Source organism: Pseudarthrobacter albicanus (genome assembly GCF_018224015.1).
Classification (GTDB): Bacteria; Actinomycetota; Actinomycetes; order Actinomycetales; family Micrococcaceae; genus Arthrobacter; species Arthrobacter albicanus.
Genome location: NZ_JAGPOT010000102.1, coordinates 1 through 26,130 on the forward strand (window position 1 = coordinate 1; position 26,130 = coordinate 26,130).

General features: G+C 67.9%; 27 protein-coding genes, 1 pseudogene and 1 riboswitch. Of the genes and pseudogenes, 14 read left to right on the forward strand and 14 right to left on the reverse strand.

The features are described 5' to 3' along the window. A pseudogene (locus J9611_RS18200) lies at positions 1-303 on the reverse strand (hypothetical protein); the annotation flags it as partial. A 336-nt stretch (positions 304-639) separates the two neighbouring features. Here J9611_RS18200 and J9611_RS18205 point away from each other — a divergent pair. Beyond that, the gene (locus J9611_RS18205; RefSeq protein ID WP_211882277.1) at positions 640-1,311 is read left to right on the forward strand and encodes a DNA alkylation repair protein; all 672 of its coding nucleotides are present in this window, start codon (positions 640-642) and stop codon (positions 1,309-1,311) included. Positions 1,312-1,333: 22 nt separating this feature from the next. Here the strand turns inward: J9611_RS18205 and J9611_RS18210 are convergent, their stop codons facing one another. The 3 genes from J9611_RS18210 to J9611_RS18220 are packed head-to-tail and all read right to left on the reverse strand — an operon-like array spanning position 1,334 to position 3,227. Beyond that, positions 1,334-2,491 (reverse strand): cation:proton antiporter, encoded by a 1,158-nt coding sequence (locus J9611_RS18210; RefSeq protein WP_211882278.1) that lies wholly within the window; start codon positions 2,489-2,491, stop codon positions 1,334-1,336. Beyond that, positions 2,488-2,925: a hypothetical protein gene (locus tag J9611_RS18215; RefSeq protein ID WP_211882279.1), complete on the reverse strand. Its 438-nt coding sequence runs from the start codon at positions 2,923-2,925 to the stop codon at positions 2,488-2,490. Before J9611_RS18215 ends, J9611_RS18210 begins: the two co-directional genes overlap by 4 nt. 47 nt (positions 2,926-2,972) lie before the next feature. Continuing rightward, positions 2,973-3,227, reverse strand: coding sequence for a hypothetical protein (locus tag J9611_RS18220; RefSeq protein WP_211882280.1), 255 nt, complete (start codon positions 3,225-3,227; stop codon positions 2,973-2,975). A 201-nt stretch (positions 3,228-3,428) separates the two neighbouring features. Continuing rightward, positions 3,429-3,595, forward strand: a riboswitch (cyclic di-AMP (ydaO/yuaA leader). A 4-nt stretch (positions 3,596-3,599) separates the two neighbouring features. Between J9611_RS18220 and J9611_RS18225 the strand changes: the two genes are divergently transcribed. Then, entirely contained in the window at positions 3,600-4,328 is a 729-nt protein-coding gene (locus J9611_RS18225; protein WP_246528020.1) for an NlpC/P60 family protein, read from the forward strand. 108 nt (positions 4,329-4,436) lie between these two features. On the opposite strand, the gene J9611_RS22415 is transcribed toward J9611_RS18225, so the two are convergent. The 5 genes from J9611_RS22415 to J9611_RS18250 form a co-directional block, all read right to left on the reverse strand. Then, positions 4,437-5,480 carry a sensor histidine kinase gene (locus tag J9611_RS22415; RefSeq protein WP_281414595.1) on the reverse strand — a complete coding sequence of 348 codons (1,044 nt, stop codon included), beginning with the start codon at positions 5,478-5,480 and terminating at the stop codon, positions 4,437-4,439. Next, the gene (locus tag J9611_RS18235; protein WP_211882281.1) at positions 5,473-6,162 is read right to left on the reverse strand and encodes a response regulator transcription factor; all 690 of its coding nucleotides are present in this window, start codon (positions 6,160-6,162) and stop codon (positions 5,473-5,475) included. Before J9611_RS18235 ends, J9611_RS22415 begins: the two co-directional genes overlap by 8 nt. Position 6,163: 1 nt before the next feature. Next, positions 6,164-6,916, reverse strand: coding sequence for a DedA family protein (locus J9611_RS18240; protein ID WP_211882282.1), 753 nt, complete (start codon positions 6,914-6,916; stop codon positions 6,164-6,166). Between the two features lie 10 nt (positions 6,917-6,926). Continuing rightward, the gene (locus J9611_RS18245) at positions 6,927-7,682 is read right to left on the reverse strand and encodes a phosphatase PAP2 family protein (protein ID WP_211882284.1); all 756 of its coding nucleotides are present in this window, start codon (positions 7,680-7,682) and stop codon (positions 6,927-6,929) included. A 75-nt stretch (positions 7,683-7,757) separates the two neighbouring features. After that, complete coding sequence (locus J9611_RS18250; protein WP_211882286.1) at positions 7,758-8,327, reverse strand: dihydrofolate reductase family protein; 570 nt, start codon at positions 8,325-8,327, stop codon at positions 7,758-7,760. 773 nt (positions 8,328-9,100) lie between these two features. On the opposite strand from J9611_RS18250, the gene J9611_RS22095 reads away from it, so the two are divergent. Both J9611_RS22095 and J9611_RS18260 read left to right on the forward strand, forming a co-directional pair. Beyond that, complete coding sequence (locus J9611_RS22095) at positions 9,101-9,856, forward strand: serine hydrolase (protein ID WP_307857146.1); 756 nt, start codon at positions 9,101-9,103, stop codon at positions 9,854-9,856. Between the two features lie 78 nt (positions 9,857-9,934). Then, positions 9,935-10,135 (forward strand): DUF1918 domain-containing protein, encoded by a 201-nt coding sequence (locus tag J9611_RS18260; RefSeq protein ID WP_211882290.1) that lies wholly within the window; start codon positions 9,935-9,937, stop codon positions 10,133-10,135. A gap of 1 nt (position 10,136) precedes the next feature. On the opposite strand, the gene J9611_RS18265 is transcribed toward J9611_RS18260, so the two are convergent. After that, positions 10,137-11,588 carry a DUF5129 domain-containing protein gene (locus J9611_RS18265; protein ID WP_211882292.1) on the reverse strand — a complete coding sequence of 484 codons (1,452 nt, stop codon included), beginning with the start codon at positions 11,586-11,588 and terminating at the stop codon, positions 10,137-10,139. A gap of 134 nt (positions 11,589-11,722) precedes the next feature. Between J9611_RS18265 and J9611_RS18270 the strand changes: the two genes are divergently transcribed. The 7 genes from J9611_RS18270 to J9611_RS18300 all read left to right on the forward strand — a co-directional run bounded on the left by J9611_RS18270 (position 11,723) and on the right by J9611_RS18300 (position 17,052). After that, positions 11,723-12,241, forward strand: a complete 519-nt coding sequence (locus J9611_RS18270; RefSeq protein ID WP_246528021.1) for an LpqB family beta-propeller domain-containing protein — start codon at positions 11,723-11,725, stop codon at positions 12,239-12,241. Then, positions 12,238-13,980 (forward strand): DUF5671 domain-containing protein, encoded by a 1,743-nt coding sequence (locus tag J9611_RS18275; protein ID WP_307857147.1) that lies wholly within the window; start codon positions 12,238-12,240, stop codon positions 13,978-13,980. The genes J9611_RS18270 and J9611_RS18275 overlap by 4 nt, the downstream gene beginning before the upstream one ends. Positions 13,981-14,105: 125 nt before the next feature. Continuing rightward, positions 14,106-14,318: a YegP family protein gene (locus tag J9611_RS18280; protein ID WP_211882294.1), complete on the forward strand. Its 213-nt coding sequence runs from the start codon at positions 14,106-14,108 to the stop codon at positions 14,316-14,318. A gap of 246 nt (positions 14,319-14,564) precedes the next feature. After that, the gene (locus tag J9611_RS18285) at positions 14,565-14,999 is read left to right on the forward strand and encodes an SRPBCC family protein (protein ID WP_211882296.1); all 435 of its coding nucleotides are present in this window, start codon (positions 14,565-14,567) and stop codon (positions 14,997-14,999) included. Between the two features lie 59 nt (positions 15,000-15,058). Next, a complete protein-coding gene (locus tag J9611_RS18290) occupies positions 15,059-15,526 on the forward strand; it encodes an SRPBCC family protein (RefSeq protein WP_211882298.1) in 468 nt (155 codons plus the stop codon). Positions 15,527-15,687: 161 nt separating this feature from the next. Beyond that, positions 15,688-16,890 carry a S1C family serine protease gene (locus tag J9611_RS18295; protein ID WP_246528022.1) on the forward strand — a complete coding sequence of 401 codons (1,203 nt, stop codon included), beginning with the start codon at positions 15,688-15,690 and terminating at the stop codon, positions 16,888-16,890. Between the two features lie 24 nt (positions 16,891-16,914). Next, positions 16,915-17,052 carry a hypothetical protein gene (locus tag J9611_RS18300; RefSeq protein WP_211882302.1) on the forward strand — a complete coding sequence of 46 codons (138 nt, stop codon included), beginning with the start codon at positions 16,915-16,917 and terminating at the stop codon, positions 17,050-17,052. A 263-nt stretch (positions 17,053-17,315) separates the two neighbouring features. Here the strand turns inward: J9611_RS18300 and J9611_RS18305 are convergent, their stop codons facing one another. Beyond that, complete coding sequence (locus J9611_RS18305) at positions 17,316-18,611, reverse strand: alpha/beta hydrolase (RefSeq protein ID WP_211882304.1); 1,296 nt, start codon at positions 18,609-18,611, stop codon at positions 17,316-17,318. 245 nt (positions 18,612-18,856) lie between these two features. Further along, positions 18,857-20,146: an alpha/beta hydrolase gene (locus tag J9611_RS22600; protein ID WP_211882306.1), complete on the reverse strand. Its 1,290-nt coding sequence runs from the start codon at positions 20,144-20,146 to the stop codon at positions 18,857-18,859. Between the two features lie 339 nt (positions 20,147-20,485). Between J9611_RS22600 and J9611_RS18315 the strand changes: the two genes are divergently transcribed. Beyond that, positions 20,486-23,035 carry a bifunctional lysylphosphatidylglycerol flippase/synthetase MprF gene (locus J9611_RS18315; protein ID WP_307857148.1) on the forward strand — a complete coding sequence of 850 codons (2,550 nt, stop codon included), beginning with the start codon at positions 20,486-20,488 and terminating at the stop codon, positions 23,033-23,035. Here J9611_RS18315 and J9611_RS18320 read toward each other — a convergent pair. Then, positions 23,018-23,728 (reverse strand): endonuclease/exonuclease/phosphatase family protein, encoded by a 711-nt coding sequence (locus J9611_RS18320; RefSeq protein WP_211882321.1) that lies wholly within the window; start codon positions 23,726-23,728, stop codon positions 23,018-23,020. The genes J9611_RS18315 and J9611_RS18320 overlap by 18 nt on opposite strands. 234 nt (positions 23,729-23,962) lie before the next feature. Between J9611_RS18320 and J9611_RS18325 the strand changes: the two genes are divergently transcribed. After that, positions 23,963-24,763 (forward strand): thioesterase family protein, encoded by an 801-nt coding sequence (locus tag J9611_RS18325; protein WP_211882308.1) that lies wholly within the window; start codon positions 23,963-23,965, stop codon positions 24,761-24,763. Between the two features lie 77 nt (positions 24,764-24,840). Here J9611_RS18325 and J9611_RS18330 read toward each other — a convergent pair whose 3' ends face one another. Beyond that, positions 24,841-25,224 carry a DUF2177 family protein gene (locus J9611_RS18330; RefSeq protein WP_211882310.1) on the reverse strand — a complete coding sequence of 128 codons (384 nt, stop codon included), beginning with the start codon at positions 25,222-25,224 and terminating at the stop codon, positions 24,841-24,843. 16 nt (positions 25,225-25,240) lie between these two features. Here J9611_RS18330 and J9611_RS18335 point away from each other — a divergent pair, with 16 nt between their 5' ends. Next, a complete protein-coding gene (locus J9611_RS18335) occupies positions 25,241-25,990 on the forward strand; it encodes a lipoate--protein ligase family protein (protein ID WP_211882323.1) in 750 nt (249 codons plus the stop codon). Positions 25,991-26,130: the final 140 nt, after the last annotated feature.

A 26,130-nucleotide genomic window follows, 5' to 3' on the forward strand; every position in this document is an offset into this window, starting at 1 on the left:
CGGCGTCGCGCCTGACACGGGGTCGCCCGCCGTGGCGGCTGCTGGGTCGCCCGCCGTGGCGGCTGCTGGGTCGCCCGGCGTCGCGCCCTCAACTGGGGCGTCCGTTCCCGGTGTCTCCGTGGGTGCGGCGCCATCTGAAACGGCGGCCTCATCGGAGCCTGGGGTGGCGGTGTCCGGCGCCGGGAAAGTTTCGGCTGAAGATGCCGAATCGGAAGGCGCTGAGGTGCGGTCGGACGCCGAGGGAGCTGCGGCCTCGGGGGTCGTGGAGGCGGCGCTGCATCCAGTCAGTGACAGAGCGCCCATGGTCATTACGATGGCTATTTTCTTAAACAAAAGACCTCTTCGGGCGTAGGACACACGCAGCCGACAGGAACAACTGAGCTGCCGACGAGTGCATGAAGCTTCTTTCGGCCCCCGTCACTGGGGGCGGTGCGAGCAGGCGCCGATCGGCGCAGCGGGACCCGATGTCCGGGCCTCCGGGGCCCTGCATTCGGGCCCAGCCTTGCGGCCAGTCGCTCACGTTACCTGATCGTGACCTTTGCCCGCAAGCACACGACGTCGTGGCGGGCCGGACCTTCGTGGGTCCCGAAACCGCTGTGCCGACTTCAGCAGGCTGCCTGGAGGGGAAAGAATGGTCGGGTGAGCGACGCCGGCGATTTCATCGATTCCTCCCTCCAGCGCGAGGGCGACTGGTACCGGGCCGAAGCGGCGCAGGCCAGCCTGGGAAGCGAGCTGCAGGGGAGCGGGCTGCGGTTCTACGGCGCCTCGATCGGAGCCGTTCGGGGAACGGTCCGCGATGCCCTGCGCCGTCACCGGGGTCTGTCGCACGACGACGTTACGGCGCTCAGCTCGGAGCTGTGGTCGGTGCAAGTATTCGAGCGTCGCCTGGCGGCAGTCGTCCTGCTGCAGTCCAGCCTCGGGCTGCTCACCAACTCCGATCTGACCCGGATCGAGGGGTTCGTCCGGCAGGCCCGGCTGCGGGCGCTCGTCGACCCGCTCGCCGTCGAGGTGGTGGGGCCTTTGATCGAAGGCCTCGACACGCTGGCCCGGGTGCGGGCGGACAGCGTGCTGGACCGGTGGGTGCGGGAGCCCGACGCCTGGCTGCGCCGTGCCGCCCTGCTGTCCCCGCTCCGGGCGTTCGGGGCGGGGGCGGGGGACTGGGAAGGCTTCGTCCGCCGTGCCCGGGCTGTCCTCGCGGAGCCGCCGGAGCAAGGGCGCGACGGCGCGGTGGTCCGGGAGGCGATCTCCCGGGTGCTCAAGGACCTGGCGGCGAAAAGACCGGAGCTCCAGTTCCCGTCCGCGGACGTGTGACGCGGGGGAGTGACGCAAGAGTTCAGTGTTTACCGTGACCGGCGGGCACGGGCTGGGCGAATGACTTCGCCGCACGGGATCCTGCCATGGCGGCCGCAGCTATCGTGACGAGAGCTCCCAGGAGCAGGGCGGCGTCCTCTCCGGGCAGCAGTACGTGCAGTTGGGTGCCGATGCTTGCCGCTGCGACCGGTACGCCCAGTTGCGCTGCCGAGAGAACTCCCAGCGGCAGGGGGAGCCCAAGCGCCCGCAAGCCGGAGTGGAGCAGGACCGTGCCAGTTCCCAGGGACAGGCCCAACGCGATCATGTCCGGGTGGCCGGCGAGGTCGCGGAGGTTCAGGGAGGCGCCGAGCCAGACTATGAAGATCGGCCCCAGGAAACCGTCGCTGACGGCGAAAAGCTGGCGGGCCAGTCGTCTGGGTTCGCCGACCGCGGCCACCACCAGGCCAAAGGAAAAGCCTGCCAGCATCACTGACACGTGTCCGAAGGTGGCCACCCCCGCCAGCGCGAAGAGGAGGGACAGCTGGATCCTGAGCTCCAGGGCAAACTTGCGGTCTTCCGAGAGCTGGTGCACGCGCTGGCGGGTGCCGCTGCGCTCCGCCGAGCGCAGGACGAAGAAGAGCACAGCGGCGCAGGCCGCCACCGCGAGTGCTCCCAGCGCGGCGCGGCCGGCGTGTGGCGGATCCACGGCCAGGGGCAGCGCCACGATGCAGGCGATGTCGGCGATGGCCACCTGTGCTGTCATGGCCACCACGGACGGGCCGCCCAGACGCAGGGAATCAACAATCGGGAGGACCAAGGCAGCGGACGAGGACGCCAGCAATACCACGTACAGAGGAGCGTGCCCTGTGCCGAAAGCCCATCCCATCCCGGTTCCGATGACGGCAGCCGCGATCGCTGCAGCGATGGCCTGGCGGAAGCCCTTACCGAGAGCGGAGCGGATCTGCGGATCCCTGAGCGGCACATGGGATCCGGCCACGAACATCATCAGGGCAAAACCCATGTTCGCTAGAAGGCTGAACGTGGGATCTCCCGGATCGACCAGGGAAAGCCCCGTCCGCCCGATCACGATGCCTGCCAGCAACTCGCCGAGGACCACCGGCAGCCGCCAGCGCACCGGCAGGGCGAGCAGGGGGCCGGCGAGGGCGACGGCGGCGATCAGCGCCAGGGACAGAAACGTCACCGCGTGTCGGCCCCGGCCGGAACCCGGGTCCCCGGATCGGCCAGTTTGACGGGGATGGGCGTGTTCTCGTCCGTCAGATAGGACGCGCAGACCCGGTGGTACCCGTCCGCGATCTGCGCTGCGACGCCGGCATTGATGTTTCCCCGGACCAGCAGCACCGGGGACAGCTTTTTTCCGGTGGCGATCTTGGCCAGATCCGCGGCGACGTGGGCGTTTTGCGGCGTCAGGAGCGGAAGTCCCGAGGCGCGCAGAATGTCTTTCGCGAGCTGGTGCGTCACCGGGGCGTTGCGCATCGACTGCACGATCGAGGCTGCCTTGATGGCGTCGGTCAGCAGCGCAAGGTATCTCTCCGCGGCGGGATAGTCATGCTCCTCGGGCTCCGGGAGCCAGATAACTGATGCCGCATCATCACTTTTCCTGGAGTCTTTGGCCATGGAAGGAGCCTAACCCCGTGCCCCCAACAAGCGCTCTACCGCGGGCTTTACCCGCCGGGCCGGCGTTCCACCACGGCGTAGGCCCTGCCCTCGAGGAACTCCCAGTCCGTGACCACCATGAACCCCAGGGCGTCCACCCGGTCGTTGAGGACGTGGACGTCAAAGCCGCCGTCCCGGGGTTCGGCGTCCCACGTCCCTACGCGGACTTCCTTTCCCTCCAGGATCAACAGCTCGGTATTGACGTCAAAGTCCTCCTGCGGCTGACTGCTCAGCTGACAGATGGCGACACAGGGGCTGGTCATTTCGGGCCTCCGCTTCGGGGACAGGCTGATGGCATCATCTTATGCCTGGGGCCTTATCATCCCGAGGGGGATCAGCCGGCCAGAACCGCCCTGCCGTTACCTGAATGTGACAATTGGCTGTCATCCCCGTACGGTGGATGAGTGCCTGTTGTCTCCGATACGGGCACTCCCCAGCCGATTGCCTAACTCTGCCGCGGCCCGGGGCATCTCGTACCAAACGTCCGGCAGAGACGGGGAAACCACTTTTGATCTGCTGTTATGCAGGTCTTGGGGTGAAGCCGCACGGCCCGCAACTGCGGGCCCGAGTGCGGCCGGGTGCCTCCCATCCGAATCCGACAGCTCACCTCGCAGGCATTGGGAGAGGCTACATTCATGTCTTCAAGCACGACCAATTCCAACCGCTTCACCACCCGCACCAAGCGCAACGCCGGCATCATCGGCCGCCAGGCCGCCGTCATCGCCGCCGCCTCCGGTCTCGTCCTCAGCGGCGCCATGGCCGCCAACGCCGCAGAGGTGCCCGCGGAACGCAACCCCGTGCCGGCGTCGTCCGTTGACGTGAAGGGCCAGCTCGGCGCGCCCCTTACCGCCGATGCCGGCGTGCAGATCAGCTTCGAGCGTCCGGCTGTGGCCTCCACGCCGGCTCCGGTCATCGAACAGCCCAAGCCCGTGGCAGCTGCTGCTCCTGCCGCCGTCGTGGCCCAGGCCCCCGCAGCTCCCAAGGCCGCGGTGAAGGTCCAGGCAGCACCGGCCCCCGCAGCTGCTCCGGCAGCTGCTCCTGCCGCCGGCGGGCGCGGCGCGGCCATGCTTGCCGCGGCCTACGGCCAGCTGGGCATCACGCAGGACTGCACCGCCATGGTGGAGAAGGCGCTCGGCGCCGCCGGCAAGCCGGTCGGCGACCTCGGCCCCCAGCAGTTCCTGAGCCAGGGCACCGTTGTGGCAACGCCCGCCCCCGGTGACATGGTGGTCCAGAGCGGCCACGTGGGCATCTACGCCGGTAACGGCCAGGTCATCAGCGGCGGCATGAACTACGTCAACGCCACCGTGGTCCACCCGCTGTCCTGGCTGACCGCCACCGGCGGTGTGACCTTCGTCCGCGCCTAAGCCGCCAAAGGCAAAGCGACTGAGCCGACGCGACTGAGCCCTGTGAGTGAAGCCCTGTGAGTGAAGCCCGGTGATCAGCTGCCTTGGGGGCGGCTGATTGCGGCGAACTCAGCCCGCAGCCAGCGGAAGCGCAAGCTTCATCGTCGTTCCCGCCGGGCCGGTCCGGGTTACCTCGACGGTGCCGCCGGCGGCCGTGGCGATCTCGCGGACCAGGGCCAGGCCGATGCCGAAGCTTCTTTGGCCCCCGGATCCATCCGCGCCGGGGGTCCTGACGAAGCGGTCAAAGACCCGGGCCTGGTCCACACCCGTGATCCCGGATCCCGTGTCCGCCACGGTGATCACGGCGTGATTCTTTTCCACCGCCGTGCTGATGGTGACCCGCCCGCCGGGCGGGGTGTGGGCCAGGGCGTTGTCCGCCAAAGCGAGCACCGCCCGCCGCAGGGAGCTCCGTTCGATCCGGGCCAGCGCCCGGCCGCCGTCGGGCGGCCCTGCGGAGGACCCCGCGGCCAGGCCCCCGGAGGGCCCTGAAGACACGGCAAGCCGGATGTCCTGCCGCGCCGCGAGCTGCTGGAGGCTTTCGGTGACGGCGGCGGCGACGTCGGCCAGGTCCACCGGTTCCTTTGGGGGATCCGGTGTCGAGCCGGTCGCCGCCAGGAGCAGTTCGTTGACGATCCCGGTGAGTGTTGCCGCATCCTCCCGGATCCGGCCCAGGGCCTGGCCCGGTTTGGAGTCCGGCGCCGCGTCGCGCTGGGCGAGCTGGATGCGCGCGTCCAGGATGGCCAGGGGCGTGCGCAGCTCATGGCTGGCATCCTGGACGAACCGCCGCTGCAGGGCCAGGGCTTCGCCCAGCGGCCGGATGGCGCTGCGCGCACTGAACCACCCCACGATGCCGGCGAGCGCGACGCCTGCCACTCCGGCGATGACCATGGCCTCGACCAGGTCTTTGGAGTCGAGATAGGTATAGGCCGGCCCCGCCGCTGCGCCGGGCAGATCCGGGTGCGCCAGCTTGTTCACCAGGTAGATGGTCGCGGCGGCGAGGAGGCAGAGGACCAACACGGCGCAGGCCGCGCTGATCCGCAAGGCGACCTTGAGCGAGGCCCTGCGCAGGGTTTCCTGGTCCGCTGCGCCAGCCGGCCGCGTCCGCCTATTCAAGGGCGTCGCCGATCTGGTAGCCGACGCCGTGGACCGTGCGAACCACGGTCCTGGAGATCTTCCGTCGGAGGTGGTGGACGTAGGTGTCGATCACGCCAGGCTGGTCGGTGGGGTGGAAATGCCGGCCGAGCAGTTCCTCCCGGGTAAAAACCCGGCCGGGTTCCGCGGCCAGGGCCCCGAGCAGTTCGCCCTCCTTCGCGGTGAGGGACACCAGCCGCCCGTAAACGGAGCGCATCGAGCGCGACGCCGGATCGAGTTCCCAGTCGCCGATGCTCACCGGTGTCGAGGCCGGTGTCGAGGCCGGGGCGAAGGTGCGCGTCAGGGCGCGCAGGCGCGCCGCCAGCTCGCCGGCGTCGAACGGCTTGGTCACGTAGTCATTGGCGCCCGCGTCCAGGCCCGTGACTTTCTCGGCGGTATCCCCGAGCGCCGTCAGAATCAGGATGGGCGTGGAAATCCCCTTAGCCCGCAACGCCTTGATCAGGGTGACACCGTCCATCACGGGCAAGCCGCGGTCGATCACCATGACGTCCCAGGCCTGGGTCAGCGCCAGGTGCAGTCCGTCCTGGCCGTTCGCGGCCAGCCGGATCCGGTAGTCCGGCTCCAGCAGTTCGGCGATGAGCGGTCCCAGGACGGCGTCGTCCTCCACCAGGAGCAGGGCCGGCCGGCCGTCAGCGCTAGTCATGTCAGCTATTCTTCCGTGCCAGGCCCTCCGACGGCATGCCGTCCGCCGTGTCGTAGGGGAGGTCAGCGGTGTTTCGGGCGGGTTCGGCGGGGTCATCAACGCCGGAAACCCGGTTCTGGCGCCGGCGTTTGAGGAGCTGGACGCCCCAGGGCAGGACCGAGATGAGGACCATGACCACGGCGATGACGTCGATGTTCTTGGCGACGATCTCAAAATGCCCCAGCCAGGTGCCCAGCAGGGTCACGGACACGCTCCAGGCCAGGGCACCGACAATGTTCCAGAGCGTGAAGGACCTGTACCCGTAGCGGGCGATGCCGGCGCTCAACGGCGCAAACGTCCGGACCATGGGCACGAAACGGGCCAGCACGACGGCGGCACCGCCGTGACGGCGGAAGAAGTCCTCGGTGGTGGCCAGGTGGGCTGTCTTCAGGATCCGGGCATCGTCCTTGAACCATCTGCGGCCGAACTTCCGTCCCAGCAGGTAGCCGACCTGGTCGCCCGCTATGGCGGCCAGAGTGACGACGCCGATCAGCACCGGCAGCGTCAGCTGCAGCTGCTGATGCAGGAGGCCAGCGGTGAAGAGCAGCGAATCCCCGGGCAGGAAGGGGAACAGCACCCCGGATTCGATGAACACCATCAGTCCGATGACGCCGAGCGCCGCCGGGCCGAGGCCCTCGAGCAGGCTCGCCGGGTCAAGGAGCGAGGGGGTTCCGGCCGCGGCCGGGATCAGTCCTGAAGCAAGAATTCCGTGCATGGGCAGTTGCCTATCGTCGGGTGGATGCTGCGGCTTGCAGGCGGTCCAGAATGGGGGGAGTGAAACGGTTCCACAGCCCGGCCAGCAGCACCACCGCCGCGCTCGCCGCGAGGAAGGAAGCGGCCACATCACTGGGGTAGTGGACGCCGATGTACAGCCGCGACCAGGCCACCACGAGGGCCATCAACGCAGCGGCGACGGCGGTGACCCTGGCCCAGCGTGTTCCGCGGGCCAGGAAATACAGGGCAAAGCCCAGTGCCACCGCGAAGGAAACGTGCCCGCTGGGGAAGCTGTTGGAGCCCGTTTCCGGCCCGAGCGGATCGAAGAGCAGTGCGGGATTGGGCCGCTGGCGGGCAACGATGAGCTTGAAGAACTCACTGGCCACCCAGCCGGACGAGGCCACGAGGCCGAATCCAACGGCCTTGACGAGGTCGCGGCGGACCACCCAAAGGCAGAGGGCGACGGCAACAACAAGGACCACACCGGCCGCGGGGCCGAACACCACGTTCAGCACCATCGCGACACCGGTCAGTATCGCGGCATGGTGCTGGCTGAGATCCTGGTCCACGCCCAGCTCGGCCGCACTGCCGCCGGGTACCAGCTTTGCCGTCAGGCCCAGTGCCAGGACCGCCGCGGACAGCAGGACGCCCCACAGCAGCCAGTGGCGGGCCTGCGGGATGGCCCAGAACTGCGGGCTGGCTACCGGGCGAGTGCGGGCCGGGTCATGGGGTGCCGAACGGTGGTCAGCGGGGGCGGGGCCAGGCATGGAGTCCTCCGGGGCAGGGGCAGGGGCGCGGTCCGGCGCCTGCCTCCACTCTCCCGCGCGCCCGTTAAGAAACGCTTAAGAAGTTCCCTGGCCCGCGTACCGCAGCAGCACCACGCCGTTGCCGAAGGTCCGCGTCTCGAGCAGGCGGAGGTCGTCCGCGGCATCCACCGGCTGGAACAGGGCCTTGCCGCGCCCGATCAGGACCGGGTGCACATAGATCCGGTACTCGTCGACCAGCCCCAGCCGCCTGAATGCCGTCGCGAGGTCGGCGCCGCCAAGGGCCAGGTCGCCCCCGGGCTGCGCCTTGAGTGTGTTGACGTCCTCGGCGACGACGTCGCGCACCACGGCGGTATTCCAGCCGGCGCTTTCCAGCGTCCTGGAGTATACGATCTTGGGCATGTCCAGCCAGATGCCGGAGAACTCGACCATCTGGGCGGTGCTGGCCGGGTCCTGATCCGCGGCGGGCCAGAAGTCCGCCATCAGCTCGTAGGTGACGCGGCCGCTCAGGAACGCACCCATGGTGCGGAGCTCCTCGTTGACGTGCCGGTGCAGCTCGTCGTCCACCCGGTGCCAGCTGATGTCCCGCCCCGGTCCCTCGATGAACCCGTCCAGGGATACCTGCATCATCAGGATGATCTTTCGCATCACGGACTCCTCCAGCGGATGACGGGAAGGCCGGCGTCGGACGGGCGCGAGCCGGGCAAGGCTACCCACCCAGCGTACGCCGCGGCCGGATCACAACGGCCGGCTGGCCCAAGGTTTTCCCAAGGCCCAAGGCTTGCACCCGACGGGTCCCAGGTCCACACTTCAGGAACTTTGATGCCCCCACCGCGGCCAGTGACCTTCGGAGGAACAGCATGCCTTTCAGCGCACCTGTGGCGACAGCCTACTTTCCGGGCAATCCTTCAGACCGTTCCCGGCACCGGGAATGAGAAGCGATGGAACCGGTGGGACTGTTAGCTGACGGCGGGCCCCCGGCCCGGCATTACAGCTCCGGGCGCCACCGGTCGGGCACCGACGGTCTGCCGGGGCCCTGGCCCTTGGCCTGGCGGGTCGGCAGGGTTCCGCCGCGGCTCCTGACAGCCGTCGCCGTCGCCCTTGCCCTGGTCTCGGCCGGCAATGTGTACGGGACCGTCCATGCGGAGGCCCCGTCCCGGGCCGTGGCTCAGGAACCGGAGGCCCCGTCCCGGACCGTGGCTCAGGAACCGGCGGCCCCTCCCGGGGCCGCCGCCGACCAAAGGATTCCTGCTGTCCTGACCCCGGCGGCGGAGGCCCCTGCGGCCGCGGCCCCTCCTGAGGGTGTCCTTGTCGACGCACCAGCCGGCCATGGGGCTGATGTCGGGGGGCCCCCGGCTGCCGCGCCGTCTCCCGCTATCCCGGCCCAGGCCGCGCCAGCCTCGGCCGAGCCGCCTCTGGCTGTGCCGCCTCTGGCAGTGCCGCCGCCGGCCGAGCCGCCCGCCGTCGTCACTCCGGCCCGGGCCACGCCCATCGGTCCCGAGCTGGACGCCCGGATCAACGCCATCATCGAGGCCAACGGCGGGTACCAGCTGGGCGTGGCCCTCATCGATATCACGGACGGCGCAGTCCATGGCTACGGCGTGCAGGACAAGTTTGTGGCCGCCAGCACGGCCAAGATCCTCGCCGCGGCGGCCTACTACAACCTCACGGAGCGGGGCCTCGCCTCATTAGAGGATCCGCTGGGTGACTCCACCGCCGCCGAGCAGATCCAGCAGATGGTCCAGCAGAGCGACAACGAATCCTGGGCGCTCATCCTCGACGCGGTCGGCCAGCAGGGGCTCACTGACTATGCGGCCTCCATCGGGATCGACTATGACCGCACGGTGAACATCCTCACCCCGGCGGAGATGGCCAGGACCCTGGCGCTGCTCTACACGGGGCAGCTCCTCAACGCCGAGAATACCGCGCAGCTGCTCTCGTACATGCAGAACACCAACTTCGAGACCCTGATCCCTGCCGCCGTGCCGCCGGGGATCAGCGTCTTCCATAAATATGGCCTGCTTTTTGGAAACCTGCATGACGCCAGCATCCTTGCCCAGGGCGACCGGGCCTACGTGTTCGTCGTGTACACACTGGGCCTGGACACCTCGGACATGGATGACCGGGCCGGGATCATCCACGAGCTCACGGAGGCGGTGACGGCTGCCCTGTTCTGAGGGGGCGTTCTGAGGGCGGCCTGGGGCTGTTCCCTCAGGGGACGGACAAACGTACCCTGTAGAAGGGAGGTGAATGCCATGAAAGCAGCACCAGGGGACCGCATCATCATCCGGGGCCACACTGTCGAGTCCTCGGACCGGCACGGCCGGATCCTCGAGGTCCGGGGCGCCGACGGTGCGCCGCCGTACCAGGTGAGGTTCGACGACGGTCACGAGACCATCCTGTTTCCCGGCGGCGATTTCGTCGTCGAACGGGGTGAACCGAGCGAGGCCGGCTGAGCTAGAAGCCCGACGAGCTTCCGGAGCCTGAAAAGCTCCCGCCGCTGCCACCATAGCCGGTGGTGGACTCCCCGCCGCGGGCGCTGCTGACGTTGCTGACGCCGGAGTTGAAGCCGGCGTTGAAGGTGGGGACGGAGAAGAAGTAGTAGGACGGGTAGACCGTTCCCAGGATGCTGGGCTCGTAGGCGCGGCCGAATCTGTCCTTCGGTCCGGCCTGCGCGCTCTCCATCTCCTTGCGCATGAGCGTGGCTTCCTTTTCGTTCCTGGCGAAGCCCTCGATGACGGTGTCAGCATGGTTCTTCAACAGCTCGGAGAGTCCGGTCCGGGCATCCCGCAGCCGGTCCAGGGCGGTTTCCGGGCTGATCGCCCCGTCGGCAAGCTCGGACGTCCAGCGTTCGATTTCGCGCTGGCTTTGCCCGCGGAAGGACCGCAGCGCCGCCGCCGTCGCCGAATCTCCCGCACTATGGCGCTGGCCGAGCAGTTGCTCGAGTCCGGCCAGGTCGGCACGGAAGGGGGCCAGTTGCCGGTCCCAGGCGGCAGCCCACGACGACCCCCGGTTGAGCAGGGCGTTGGTATCCGAAATGACGTCGTCCAGCGCATCCAGCTCGGCAGCGGCGTCGGCGTAGGCCCGGACCAGTTTCAGGTTCGGCCGGCGGCTCAGGTCCCGGGACGAGAAGGCGTGCACCTGGCGGGACAGCTCTGTGGCGGTGTTGTACCTGGCCAGGAAGGTGCGGTGCTTTTCCAGCACCGAGCCGCCGTAGCGCGAGGATCCGGGAATGGTGTTGGCGTTGAGCTCGGTGATCTGGAGGTCCATGCTCACGTTGGAGTAGCTGGTGTCGCCGCGGGCCAGTTCCTTCCGGCTGGCGGCCCTGGTCCGCCAGCGCACGATCAGCCAGGCGGCGGCACCGGCGGCCGCTGCCGCGGTGGTCCAGGCCGCGATGAGGAAGGCCGTGGACCGGTACCACGGCTGGTTGATCAGTTCGGCCCCGCGTTTGATTCCGGCAATGGTGCCGTCCGTCCACTGGGCATCGCGCAACAGCTCCTTGGCGGCATTCTGGATGTCGTCGCGCTGTTCAGGGGAGACCTTCCGGTCTTCCCCCAGATAGGTCCCCACATGGCGGCCCGCCGGGTCCAGGGCGAAGATGAAGAGGCCGTCCGCCCACTTCTGCCCGTCGGCGCTGATCCACTCCGGGTGCTCGGCGCGGGCGAAGCGCAGGACTTCCTCGTTCAGGTTGTCCGCTGCCGTGCCGTTGTATGTGTAGACGGCAACCCTGGTGGGCTGGTAGAAGTCGATGCCCTGCACCGCGGGGAGGAGGATGTTCCGGTCCAGCACTCCCGCCCGGTCCGCCACGACGACGTCGACCGGCCTGACGGCGAGCGCCGCCGGCCCTGCCCCCACCAGCCCGATGCCTATGAGGATCACGACGCCGAGGGCTTTCCGCACGATTCCCATTTCCCGAGCGTAGTGCCTGCCTCCGGCCGCGTCGACGGGCCCGAAGGAACGCAGGTCAAGGGCGGAAAGGGCCCTAAAGACACCGGGCCGAAAGACATCGTGACGGCGAGCCGGCACCGGACGATACTGGCGGCATGACTGAAGAGCCGAAGGGCCCTGCGGCCACGGAAGGTCCAGGGCCTCCGGCGTCCGGCACGGAGCGGCGGAGACCGGACCGGACGCTTCCCGCCGTCCTGGCCGCGATCGCCGTGCTGGTGATCGTCGCGCTCGCCGTCGTCTTCACGCGCGGGGACCCGGAGCCGCTGGATGCCGCCACCCCTGCCGGCGTCGTGCAGCGGTACGCCGCGGCCGTCATCGACGGCGATGAGACGGCCGCATCCGCCTACCTGACCGCCGCGGCACGGAACAAGTGCGGCGCCGGGCAGCGGAGCGGCGCGGACAGGCTCCGTGTCACCCTGGTCGACACCACGGAACGTGCCGATTCCGCGGATGTGAAAGTGCTGATCACCGTCTTCGAGGGCGGCGGCCCGTTCGGCAGTTCGGAATATCAGGTCCGGGATGTGTTCGACCTCGCCAGGACGGGGGACAAGTGGCTGATCGACAACGCTCCCTGGCAGCTGACGGTGTGTACCAACCCGGCGGTGAAGCGGTGAGCGCGCCGGCAGCTCCCGCGGCTGTGCCGCGTGGCCCCGAGGGTGGCTCCGCGATCGGGTTGGCGCAGCGCACCGTCCGCCGGCTGATCATCTATGTGCTGTTGTTCGCGCTGGTGCTGGTCGCCGCCGTCGGCCTCAGCGGCCTGCTGGGACGACTGCTGGTGGCAGGCACCGAACTGGCCGCGGGCGATGTGGCCGGGCTGGCGCGCTCGCTGGCCTTCGCCCTGATCGGGGGGCCCCTTGCCGCACTTCTCTGGTGGGCGGTGTGGCGCAGGCTCGACGACGGGGCGGAGCGCTCCTCCGCCGGTTGGGGCCTCTATCTGGCCGGCACATATACCCTCTCGCTGATCGTCGCCACGAGCAACCTGCTCGGCGCGCTTGCCTCCCTGATCGCCGGCGAGCCCCTGGCCTGGCGCTACCCGCTGGCCACCGGCCTCGTCTGGGCTGCCGTGTGGCTCTGGCACCGGTGGATGTGGCGGCACGCCGGGAAGAGCCCGACCGACCTGGCCGACGTCCCCGCCGTGCTGGGATCGGTCCTGGGGCTGGTGATCGGCGTCGGCGGGGCCGTCTCTGCCCTGTCCACCCTGTTCGACGCGGCGCTGAGGGGTGCCACCGCTGCCGCCTCCGTCGGAAAACCCTGGTGGGTGTCCGCGCTCCAGTCCCTCGTCCGGGCCGCCGGCGGCGGTCTCGTCTGGTGGTGGCACTGGAAGCACGACGGCGGCCAGCGGCTGCGCACCGGACTTGCCAGCGTGGCACTTGTCACCGTCGGTGTGCTCGGCGCGGGCATCCTCGCCCTCGGCGGAGCCGGCGTGGCGCTCTTCGTCGTTCTCCGGTTGTTGTCCGACCGCACGGAATCGCCGGAGCTCCTGCTGGAGCCCCTGGCCCCGGCCATCGCCGCGGCCGCCATCGGCTCCCTGGTCTGGGCCTTCCACCGCGCGAAAGCTCGGAGACGCTCGGACTCCACGCTGGAGGGCGGCAGGCTGGTGACCTCCGGCGTCGCCCTCGTTGCCGCAGCCTCCGGGATCGGCGTGATCGTAAACGCGGCCCTCGCGATGGCGGCGACACCCCTGGCCGGCTCCGGAACGCGCACGCTGCTCCTCGGCGGACTCAGCTCGCTCCTTGTGGGCGGGCCGGTCTGGTGGCTCGCGTGGAAACCCGCCGTGCGGACGGGCGCCGCGGGGACCGGGGCTACCGGGACCGGGGCTACCGGGACCGGCGCGGCCGGGACGGGGCCGGACGCCCGGCGCATCTATCTGGTCGTGGTCTTCGGCCTCAGCGCCGTGGCCGCGGTGATCACGCTGCTGGTGATCGGATTCCGCGTCTTCGAGTTCGTCCTCGACACGGTCACCGGCGGGAGCTTCCTGGATCGGATCCGCGCCCCGCTGGGGCTGCTCGCGGCGACCGGCCTGGCAGCCGGCTACCACTTCGCGGTGTGGCGGCATGACCGTGCGGCCCTCGCCGCGGCAGGCGCGGCCCGGAGGCGGACCATCGGCCACGTCATCCTGGTCACCGGTGCCGACCCCGCACCGCTGCACCGGGTCATCGGCGAGGTCACCGGCGCCAGCGTCACCGTCTGGAGAAGGGCCGACGCTGGCGCTGCCGGCGGTGATGCAGCAGCCCCCGGCGCGGGGGAGCTCGCAGGACGGTTGTCGGGGGCGCTGGACGGTGTGAGCGGCAAGCGCGTGCTGGTGACCATCGGGCCCGACGGCAGGATCGACGTCGTCCCGCTGGTGGGCTGAGGCGGCGGGCCCGGGCCCCCGAAGGAAGGGGCCGCAGGACTCTGGCAGCCGGCCCGCGGCGGCGCTACTCTATGGCATGCCGGCCACCTGACCGGCCATTACGAGGTAGAAACCAGGGGTGCACCATGGCTGGCAAGTTCGAGGTCCACAAGGACAAGTCCGGCGGATTCCGGTTCCGGCTCAAGGCGGCCAACGGCGAGGTGATCGCTTCCTCCCAAAGCTACAAGTCCAAGGCCAGCGCCATGGGCGGGGTCGAATCGGTCAAGAAAAACGCGGCGTCCGACGTCGTCGATCTGACGGAAGAGCCCGCTGGCAGCGTTGCCGGTGTCACCGGCTGAGTCTGGGCGCGGCTACGGGAGGTCGAACTCCTTCTTGTAGCTTCGGACCGCATTGGTCACGGTGGGGAAGAAGTGTTCGGGTCCGAACCAACGATCACCCACCGCACCGCCGCACGGAGCCCCGCGCTGTGGGCGTCGAGTCCGAAGTTCCTGGCACGGCGGGCGTAAGTTCAGCCTGGCGATCTTCGAGCTCGGCGAGAGATAGTCTGGCGGCAGACAGGACTGCCGCGCTACCGAGAGGACCCCATGGCACACGCCGAAAACGAGATCACGATCGACCGCCCCATTACGGAGGTCTACGCCTTCCTTGCAGACGGGCTGAACAACCCCGCCTGGCGGCATGGGGTCCAGAGCATCGCGCTCAGGAGCGGCGTCCCGGGCGAGACCGGTGCCGTATACGGCCAGACCCTGTCCGGTCCTCGGGGACGGTCCATCCAGGGTGACTACCGGATCACGGAAGCGGATCCGGGCCGTACCCTGGCTTTCCAGGTCATCGCCGGTCCGGCGCGCCCGGAAGGCCGGTACGTCCTGTCGGAAGCCGAAGGCCGCACCACGGTCCGCTTCGTCCTGGACCTGAAGCCCTCAGGGCTCATGAGGGTACTGGACGGGCTTATCACCAAAACGATGCAGGCCGAGGTTGCCCAGCTCCAGGAGCTGAAGTCGGTCATCGAAGAAAACTAGCGGTGCGGCGGCGGCCGGTCCGGCCCCCAGCCGGACCGGGCACACCCTAGGATGGGCCCATGTCAACCTACGAAGTCACCCGAACCGCAGTCATCCCGGCCCCGGCCGAAGAGATCTTCCCGCTGGTCAACAGCTTCCATGAGTGGACCAAGTGGTCGCCGTGGGAGTCCGTGGACCCTGCGATGGACCGCAGCTATTCCGGGAGCGATTCCGGCGTCGGCGCCAGATACGCCTGGAACGGCAACCGCAAGGCAGGCTCCGGCACCATGGAGATCGTGGACACCGCCGAGCCGCACACCATCAAGATCCGCCTGGAATTCACCAAGCCGTTCAAGGCGGTCAACCCGACCACCTTCACATTCGCTCCTGCCGGCGGCGGCACCCAGGTGACCTGGACCATGACCGGGGAGAACAAGGGGATCGGCAAGATCTTCGCCCTGTTCATGAACATGGACAAGATGGTCGGTACCGACTTCGAAAAGGGCCTGGCCGCGCTCGCCGGCACCGTCGCACAGCGGAAGGCCTGAGCAGGACATCACCTCCCCCCCGGTCGAGGAAGAACGTTCCGTTGATGTTCCGAGTGTCCACATGCCCACAGCCCGTTCACAGCATCACAACAGACGTCCGAAAGGGCGGCGTTTGAGGATGGTGCTACGGCATGGCACCAACGACAAGATCGGGATCAGCGATGAGCGAGCAGGAACGGTCACCCTACAGCGGCGGCGAACAGCGAGGGCCCCGGCCGAAGGGCAGGAAGTCCGTGGGCGCCGGGGTCTACGTGGCCTGCCTGATGGCTGCGGGTCTGCTGGGCGGCGGTGCGGCGGCCGGCGTGAGCGCGGCCTGGAACTCCCAGGCCGCGGGACCGGCCGCCGTACAGGCCGCCCCGTTCACGCCCGTGATCGTCAACAACCCTGACAGCGTCAACGCGGTCAGCGCCGCCGCCCAGAAGGCTGCGCCCAGCGTGGTGACGATCAGCGCCAGCGCAGGGAATTCCGCCGGAACCGGCTCCGGCATCATTTTGGATGGGGACGGCCACATTCTGACCAACACCCACGTCGTCACCCTGGACGGGCAGGCCGCGCAGGCGGCCATCGAGGTCCGGACGAACGACGGCGGGGTGTATGCCGCCACCGTGGTCGGCACAGACCCGCTCTCGGACCTTGCCATCATCAAGATCAGTGCCCAGGGACTGACCGCAGCGACCCTGGGCGACTCGGGCAAGGTCAATGTCGGTGACACTGCCATTGCCATCGGTGCACCCCTGGGTCTCAGCGGCACCGTCACCGACGGCATCGTGTCGGCAGTTGACCGCTCCATTGATCTCGCGTCCGCGGCGGCGTCCCCCTCACAAAACCGCTATTCCAGCGCCGCTCAGGCTTCCATCAGCATCGACGTCCTGCAAACGGATGCTGCCATCAGCCCCGGCAATTCCGGCGGTGCCCTGGTGAATATCCGCGGTGAAATCATCGGAGTCAACGTGGCCATCGCCTCGGCCGGATCGACCTCAACGGCTCAGTCCGGCAACATCGGCGTCGGCTTTTCCATCCCCATCAACGAGGCGAAGCGGGTCGCCCAGGAAATTCTCGCCACCGGCACGGCGACGCATGGCCAGCTTGGTGTTTCGGTCCGGGACAAGGCCTCGGGATCCTCATCGGAGTTTACGTCCGGGGCCGAGGTCGCCGCCGTAACTCCGGGATCCACCGCGGCCGCGGCCGGGCTGAAGTCCGGCGACGTGATCACGGACCTGGGAGGCAGGAGCGTGAGTGATGCCTCCGAGCTCCAGGCAGCGGCGGGGGCAATGGCAGCCGGGACCGCGGTCAAGCTCATCGTCCAGCGCGCCGGGCACCAACAAACGGTGGAGATCGCCCTCGGAACCGCCAACCATCCGTGAGGACCCCGGCGTCGAATCCCTGCCATGAGCAAGGCAGAGAGGCAGAGCCTCAGGTACACCGACTATTACTGCATCATGTCGCTCGCGGAATTCACGGCGTGGGTACAGGGCGACGGTGACAGCGAACCGCACATCAACTATCAGACCGGCGCCGGGAGCTGAGCTGGACGACGGACGGCATCCGGTTCAAGCCGTCCGAGGGCGGATGCCCGGTGATAGAAGCATGCAAAGGGTCATCGGATGGCTGACGGCAGTCATAGTCATCACGCTCATCTTTGGAAGCGCCTATGCTGCGCTCCAACAGCTCGGCCGCCGCTCAGCCAACGCTGGCGCCCGCTACGAGGACAGCGACTGGATGGTTATGATCTTCCTGGCGCCAGACGCCGAGTTACGGTAGGTCGGCTGCTGCCCTCCGGCGTGAGTGGCTACCCGGGCCCGGAGAGTCCGAGCCGCGGATAGAGGACTTCGAAGCCTTTGTTGAGGCCGCCGTTCAGCGCCCCGATGACGTGGCCGCCGTTGGGGACCTCGTAGTAAGTGACGGTCATTCCCGCGGCCGTCGCTGCCGCCGAGACATGACGGGCCGCCTCCAGATACATAGGATCGTCGGTGGATGCGGTAAAAATGGCGTCAGTGTCCGGATACGTCCGTTGTTTCATGATGTTGACCGGTTTTTGGGCGTCATAGGCTGCCTGGCTGCCACCGAATATTTCCTGAAGGTTGGTCTCGGGCTCCTCTGCTCCCGGATATTCTTCCCCCGATATGTCCAGGACATTGCCCCAGATCGAGGGGTACTTTGCGGCGAAGGAAACCGCGCACTGGCCGCCGTGGGAATATCCTGCGATGGTCCAGTATTTCCTGTCGTCGATGATGTTCAGGTGGCTCCGTGCCCAGTCCACCACGTCGCGGTTGATGAAGGTCTCGGGGTGCCCATGGAGGGGTGAATCCAGGCAAAGGTTGTCAACGTTGGGGTCGCCGAGCTGGTCTGCGACGATCACGATCGGTGCCAGTCCGTCGTGGTGTGAGGCATAGTCATTCAGGACCGCTGCGACATACTGCGGGTCCGGATTTCCCGGTTGTCCCATCATCAAAACCACCAGCGGAAGCGCGGGCGGGTCCGCAACCTGCGCCGCAGGAGGCAGGTACAGCCCCGCCGGCCGCGAGGCAAAACCGGAGTTCTGCGGCGGAATGACAACCTGGGCGGTTGTGCCCTCGGCCGGCAGTTGCGCCGCCGGCTTCCAGCTTTCCCACAACGGAACCTGATGTTGGGCCGGAGCATGGGGTTTGATGGGATCCGGGTCCATCCTCGGCGCGAGGGAAATCCCCAGGATCGACGCCACGGTCGGGTGCAGCCCGTAATAGACGTTGATCCCAAGTGTCGCGGTGACTGTAAAACTGAGGGCCGCCGCGCATGCCAGTGCTTTCCGCCAGGGACGTGATCTGCGGAGGCTGGCCGCGCACACCCCCAGACCGGCGAAGCAGGCGATCACCCAGAACCGGACATGCCACCCGAGGGGGCCGCCAAAAGCGTGCATGAAAACCTCGGCGACCAGCAAGGTAAAGGCCCCCGCGAGGGCGCCGGCAACGCCCGCAAAACCCGAAAGCACCGCCAACCGCCGCGACCGTCCCACCAGAAGGACAACGCCGCAGACGGCACTCAGCACATAACATGTGACGATCAAGGGCCCCTCAACGATGTTGAGGGCCAGTAAGGATGAGTTCATGGCACCTAATGAAGTCGTGCGGAAATTGTCTCCGCGGCCCGGACGGGACCGGCGCCAGACGGCTTCGATCCCAACCCGACCTTCCGCGGGGCTCATGCGGCCGCTGAGTCAAGGCCCGGACTGTTGATCCGGTCACCGAACTGATCATACTGGGTGAAGATGGCGGCACGGCCACCCAAGGCAGGTGCTGTTCTTTGGAGACGTGAGTTCCCCGCGATTTTCTCCGACGCCGGGAACTCACGTTTTCAGGGCGGGGCGAGGCCGAACCTTTGGTACAGGAGCGGCAGCCCGGATTTCAGGCCATAGTCGACGGCGTCCCCGCGATGCCCGATTCCCGCGCCGACGAACCGGCGGGTTGTCATACCGGCGGCCTTCGCGTCCGCCTCGGCGGTGGCGGCCTGCGGCCCGTAGGTCCGGTCCAGGGTGCCGCTGGTGAACATGGCGAGTTCGTCGCTGTACTTGTGTGCCTTGAGGATACTGGCTGGCTTCTCCGCATTGAAAGCGGCCCGGTTCCCTCCGAAAACGGTCTTCACCGTGTTGTCCGCGGAGCCGTTGAGTGGTTCCAGCTCCCCGGAGATGTCCAGCAGCGAGCCGAAGAGCTCCGGCCTTTTGGCCGCGAACGAGAGCGCGCATTCTCCGCCGTTGGAGTATCCCGCCACGGCCCACTGCATCCGGCCGCTCGCCACATTGAGGTTCTTGCGGATGTAATTGACGACGTCGGTGGTCACGTAGGTGTAGACGCTGCCTTTGGCCGAATCCACGCAGACCGGATTCCGGTACGGATCGCCGAGCTGGTCGATGGTGAGGACGAGCGGAGCGAGTCCGTGGTTCCGCTGCGCCAGGGCGTCGAGCTCCTGAACGGCCGACTTGTTCTGCTCGGGGCCTCCAGGCTGGCCCATCATCATGATGACAATCGGCAGGGCCGGCGGATCATCCACCAAGGCGGCGGGCGGCAGGTACAGGTAGGCGTCACGGGCATGGAACCCTGAGGCGGCCGCCGGAATCGTGACGGCCCCGCTTCGCCCGGTGGCCGGCATCCCTGCCGGGGCCTTCCAGCTCTGCCACAGTGCGCCCCCGCTTTCCTGCCGCAGCACCGGGTTCAGTCTGGGCAGGGCCAGATGCGGGGTCTGGTTCAAGCCCAGCATGGCACCCAGAGTCGGGTTCAATCCGTACCCGGCGTTGATCCCCAGGGCCGCCGTCGCAATGAAGAGCAGGGCGCCGACGGCGGCGGCCGCCTTCCGCCACCAGCGTGACCGCCACAGGTTCACGGCGGCGAGGCCGACCCCGGCGAACGCGAAGATGACCCACGCGCGGGTATCCGCGTCCAGTGGCAGGCCGAAGACGTTCAGCAGGGCTTCGCAGATAAACAGGGTGAGCGCTCCTGTCAGGGCGCCGCCGGCCATGGCTGCAAGGGTTGTGATGAGCCGCCTCCGGCGTCCCGGCATGAACAGGTAGAGGGCTGCCAGGGCGGATAGGGCGTAGAAAGCGTAAAGCAGCGGTTTTTCGACGATGCTGAGATTGAGAAGCTGCTCCACCTCGCCCCCTCCTGTCAGGCATGCGGTCCTGCCTGCAGCCCTGCTCCGGCGCCGCTCCACAGCCGCTGCTGCGGGCGCCCTTCTGAGTCTTTTATAGCACGTTGGTCATCAGGGAAGCTGGGAATATGGGTTTCCCTGTCATCGCTCCAAGGGTGGCCGTGGGCTGATGATCGATCAATTGGGCGCCGTCTTTTGGCGGAGGTGATCAAATGGAACGGACAGGATGGGCCAGCCTCGATTGTCCCGACATCCTGAAAGGATCCGCCCGTGCCAGTGTCGCCGCCCGTCGAAGGAGTCAGGCCATCCCGTCACCGTGGGTCAGCGCGGTGGTTGTTCTCGGTGCTGCGGGGTGCTCCCGTCACGCTGGGGTTTGTCGTCGTCTTCTGGATTCTGGGTATCCTGACCTCCAGTATCGTCGCCGGTCCGGGAGCCATGTGGAGGGCCGAAGTCGCGGCGACGGCGCATTCGTTGCCGGATCACTGGTGGGCGGTGCTGGCGTCTGCGTTCTGGGCCCGGGACCCGCTCGGCTACGTGCTTGAAACGGTACTTGTGCTTATCGCCGGCATCCCGTTGGAACGGCAAATGGGGAGTCTAAAGTTCTCGCTCGCGACTGTGGTGGCACAGATTGCGGGGATCCTGGCCGCCACGGGGTTCTGGGAGGCAGCCAGGAGCCTGATGGGGACCTGGGCGCTGGAAATGAACGGCACGTACTTTCTTGGCCCGAGCGCTTTGGTATGCGGAGCGGCCATGGCTGCCACGGCAGCCATGGGCACCCTGTGGAGGCGTCGCGTCCGCCTCGGCATCTTCGGGCTGTTGATATTGCTCGCACTCTACAGCGGAGGTTTCGCGGATCTGGTCCGGCTGGGAGCCGGCGGCGCAGGAGCACTCCTGGGCCCGGTCCTTCTGGGCCACCGGCCTCGGCTGGCGCGCCCGGTGAGCTCCAGGCACGAAGGACGCGTGCTCGTAGCCCTCCTGGTGGCAGTTTCGGCGGTCGGGCCGGTCGTTGCCGGCCTGATCCCGCACGCTGTGGGTCCGCTCTCGGTGCTGCGCTTCCTGTTCACGGATATCGAGCCCGTAGATCCCCAGACGCTGCAGGCCGTATGTGCAGTCCCGGCACAGCATAGGGACTGCGAGGCCGCGCACCTGCAGCTGAGGGCCGGGGCCGGCGGGATCTTCATGGCGATCGTGCCGTCCTTTCTGCTGTTGCTGCTCTCCGAGGGTCTTCGCCGTGGACGGCGCTTCGCCTGGGTCGGAGCATTGCTGGTCCAGGCGGCCCTGTCGGTGCTGGCCCTGATCACTGTGGTCGGGGTGCTGCAGGCAGCCGGCCCGGACACGGTCGCGGGGGAGCTGGTCAACGCGAGTCAATCCGGCGGGCGCACCCATCCGCTGACACTTGTGGTCCCGCTTCTCGTGCCGGTGGCGCTGTTCGGGGTGCTGCTGGCGTGCCAGAGGCTGTTCCCGGTCGCTGCGCCCCGCGGGACGTACACCCCGCTCGCCGCCCGCGTCCTGGGCCTGGCCGGCATCCTCGGTCTGGTTTATGTCGGGGTCGGTCTGGCCCTCGCACCGGGCTTCACCCCGGTTCCGGCGCTCGCTGACCTGGCGGCGGACGTCCCGGACAGATTCCTGCCCCTGGGATTCACCGTGGACGTTCCACCCGCATTCTTTCCGCAGACCACCCCGACCGTTCTGCTCTACGAAGGCGTGGGAATCGTGTTCTGGGCCGTCACCGGCGTGCTGGGTCTCAAAACGTTTCTGCGTCCGGCGCACCCCCGACACGGCACTGACAAAGACCGGGCCCGGGAGATCCTCGCAGCGGGGGAGGGGAGTTCCATTTCCTGGATGACGACATGGCCGGGAAATACGTACTGGTTCTCTGGCGCCGGTGACAGCTTCATCGCCTACCGTGTCATTGCCGGAATCGCCCTGACTCTCGGCGCGCCCGTCGGACCAAAGACCGGGACGTCAGCAGTAGTAGAGGAATTCGCCGGGTACTGCAGGTCGAACGGGTGGACGGCATGTCTGTACTCCGTGCCCGCAGAAGTCCGGGACGCCGCATCCCACCTCGGCTGGGACTCCGTGCAGGTGGCCCAGGAGACGGTTCTGCCCTTGGATTCACTGTCCTTCCGAGGAAAGCAATTCCAGGACATCCGCACCGCCATGAACAATGCGATGAGGGCCGGCATCCACGCAGAATGGATCCGGTACCCTACGGCGCACCTCGCAGTCCAGGCCCAGATCCAAGCCATCTCGGAAGAGTGGGTGGCCGAGCGGAAGATGCAGGAAATGGGATTCACCCTTGGCGGTCTTGAAGAGCTCGACGACCCGGAAGTCCGCTGCCTGCTTGCCGTCGACGCCAGTCACCGCGTCCATGCCGTCACGTCATGGCTGCCCGTCTACCGCGATGGACACATCATCGGCTGGACCCTTGACTTCATGCGGAGCCGGAGCACGGGATTCCGGGCCGCCATCGAGTTCCTCATCGCCTCCGCGGCGATCAGCCTCAAGGACGAAGGGTTCCATTTCGTCAGCCTTTCCGGGGCGCCCCTGGCCCATGCCCCCGGGGGCCGCCAGCTTCAGCTTGTTGGTGCCGGCCCGGAGGAGTCCGGGCGTCTGGGCCGGCTGTTGGACAGGCTGGGATCCGCGCTCGAGCCAGTCTATGGTTTCCGCTCCCTTCTTGCCTTCAAGGGAAAGTTCCGTCCCCGGTACGCGCCCTTGTACATGGTTTATCCGGACTCGGCGGCGTTGCCTGCCATCGCAAACGCGCTTTCCCGGGCTTATCTGCCCGACCTCTCCCTCGGAGAAAGGCTGCAACTGCTCCGCAAGGTCCTCAGGCGCAAGCCCACGGCTCCGGCCCGATCCGGGGGGCAGGGTTCAGTCAGCCGCCGGTGACGGCGGCCCGCCACCGGCCGCGTCCTCGCCGTACGCGGCGGACACGAGGATGGGAAGGTGGTCGGAGGCGCCGCGCGGGAGCGTCTCGACGTTGTCGATCTCCAGGCCCTGGGACGTCGCGAAGTCGAAATGCCCCTTGAAGACCTTGTACCGGGTGTAGGTCCGCCGGTCGCTGAGGGAGAGGTCGTAGCCGGCGTCTTTCATCTGCTCGGTGAGGTACCTGGTGAAGAACGGATAGTTGAAGTCGCCCACCATCAGCGTCCTCAGGCCGCTGCCCATGCTCAGCAGTTCGGCGTGGGCGGCGTGGATCTGGTTCCTCCGCAGCGAGTTCGACGCCGTCAGCGGCGCCGCGTGGAAGGAGGCGATGACAACGTCGTGCTCCGTTTCCTTATCCACCACGTGGGTGCCGATGAGCCGCTCGTGCGCGGGAGCCAGGACGCGGTCGTGCAGGGATTTCTTCAGGGCGAACGTCCTGGTGTCGTAGGCGGTGAAGCGGTCCTTGCGGTAATAGATGGCCAGGCCCAGCCGGTTCCCCTTCGTGGCGTCGGCAAGGTGCAGGCCGCCGATGGTCTCCGGCAGGTCCGCCGTATCGCACTCCTGGAGGCACAATGCATCAATCTCGAAATCGCGGGCCAGATCGACCAGTTCGCCACTGGCCTTGTGCTTGCGGAGGTTGTAGCTAATGACTCGGATCAGGAGGGCACCTCTTCGGCGGATAGTTGACGGATCTGCTTCCGAGTCTACCCAGTACGGCGGAACGAGGGGGGACCTTAGGACACATACAACGAGGCGAAATCCTGCGGGACCGGGACGGAAGGGGGGGCGCGGAATGAAAGCTGTCCGCGCCTCCTGGAGGCGTGAGGCGGACGCGGACCAGGCGGTAGGGTGGTTCCGGATCCACCGACGGAAGCTGCGAAAGGGCCGACATTGACTGCTGGACTACCGGTTCTTGCCGAGGGCGATTTCTACTACGAGGCGCTGGGCGGCGGGCGGTTCCGCTCCACCATCCACGCCCAGGGCGCCTGGAACGAGCACGAGCAGCATATGGCGCCCGCGTCCGGCATCATGGCAGACTGCCTGGCCCGGCACGAGCCGCGCGGTGACATGCGGATGGCGCGCCTGAGCTACGAGATCCTCGGCCTGATCCCCGGCGGCGAGTTCGAAGTCACCACCACGACGCTGCGCCCGGGCCGGACCATCGAACTGCTGCAGGCCGAACTGGTGGCCGGTGGCCGCACCGCCATCCGCGCCACGGCCTGGCGGATCATCACCTCCGACACGTCCGCCATCGCCGCGTTCGAAGATCCCCGGATTCCGGCCCCGGAGGCATGCGAGCCGTACGACGCCGGCGTCTGGCCGGGCGGCTACATCGCGTCGCTGCAGATGAGGATTGCCGACGGGCACCGCGCCGGTTCGGGAACGGTCTGGCTGCACACGGAGCACCCGCTCACGGACACGGCAGACAGCAGCGACCTGGCCAGGCTGATCGGCCTCGTGGATACGGCCAACGGCATTGCCGCGCGGGTCCCGCCGGGCCCGGGCAGCTACATCTTTCCCAATCTGGACCTGCAGATCCACATGTACCGGCAGCCCGAGGGGGACTGGCTGGGACTGGACAACGAGGTGTCCTTCGGTACGGACGGGATCGGGCTCACCTCGACGGTGCTGCACGACCTCACCGGCCCCTTCGGCCGCGCCGAGCAGATCCTGACGCTGCGCAAGTCCTGACATCCCAACTAGCCCGCAGTAGTTGTCGTTTTGAGCCCTCAGAACGACAACTACTGCCAGTCAGTCGGGTGCGGGGACTAGTGGAAGACGAGCCAGCCCGCCACCGTGGCCAGGCCGGTCAGGAATGCGCCCCACACGATGTCCACCACGACGATGGCAAGCGGCCAGTTCTTCAGGGTCGCGGCGTTGGTGAGGTCATAGGTGGCGTAGGCGAAGGCTCCCAGTGCGGCGCCGTAACCGAGAGCGGTGAGCCAGCTGCCGCCGTCGAGCGCCGGCCGGAGCGCGAAAAAGACGATCCCGATGATGTACAGGACGTAGAAGACGACGGCGTACCCTAGATGGGGCTTGACCGCCATGAGGTGGCCCAGCTTCCGCCGGTAGAACCTGCTCATCGTCTTGAGCCAGACGGAATCGATCACGGCAAACGCGGCGGCTACGACGAGGAACTGCAGGATGACCATAAGGGAGCATAACAACATGCCGGAGGCCGCGGTCGGACCACGGACGCTGACGATCGTCCGGCAGGAGGACTCGCTCGGTGCGGCGGGGGACCTGGACTTCGCCATCGAATTGCTGCAGAAGGTCAAGGCCGGTGCGGCCGGGCCCACGCTGCGGCTCTACCGGCCCGTGCCCACGGTGGCGTTCGGGCAACGCGACACGCACCTGCCGGGCTTCGACGCCGCCGCCCGGGCGTGCCGCGAACTGGGCTTTGAGCCGCTGGTCCGCAAGGCCGGAGGACGTGCGGCGGCCTATCACGAGGGAACCCTCGTGATAGACCACCTTGAACCGCACCGGGACGCGATCGCCGGCGCCAAAGGACGGTTCGCCTTCTTCGGCGAACTGCTGGCGCAGGCGCTGCGCACCGCCGGAGTGGACGCCGCCGTGGGCGAAATTCCGGGTGAATACTGCCCCGGGGAGTTCAGCGTGCACGGCCAGGATCCGGAATTCCCGCAGCACCAGGTCAAGCTGATCGGCACCGCCCAGCGTGTTGTTGCCGGTGGCTGGCTGTTCAGCTCGGTGATCGTTGTGGAGAACTCGGCCCCGATCCGCTCCGTGCTGGAAGCCAGCTATTCGGCGCTTGGCCTGGACTGGGACCCGGCCACGGCGGGAGCCGTCAACGACCTCGTCCCGCACCTGGATGTGGACGCCATTGAGGCGGCTGTGATTGAAACGTACGGCCGATACGCGCAGCTGGACTACGCGGAGTTCAGCACCCTGCGCGGCTGACCGCGCAGGGTGCCGAACGGAGCTAGTGGTCATTTTCGCTAGTTCGTCGGGGGTCTAGGTCCAGGCGGTGGGGTCGGCGAGGTAGAGGCCGCAGGCGGTGTCGAGGGCGTCTTCGGCAGTGCCGCCGGCCAGCCCGGTGG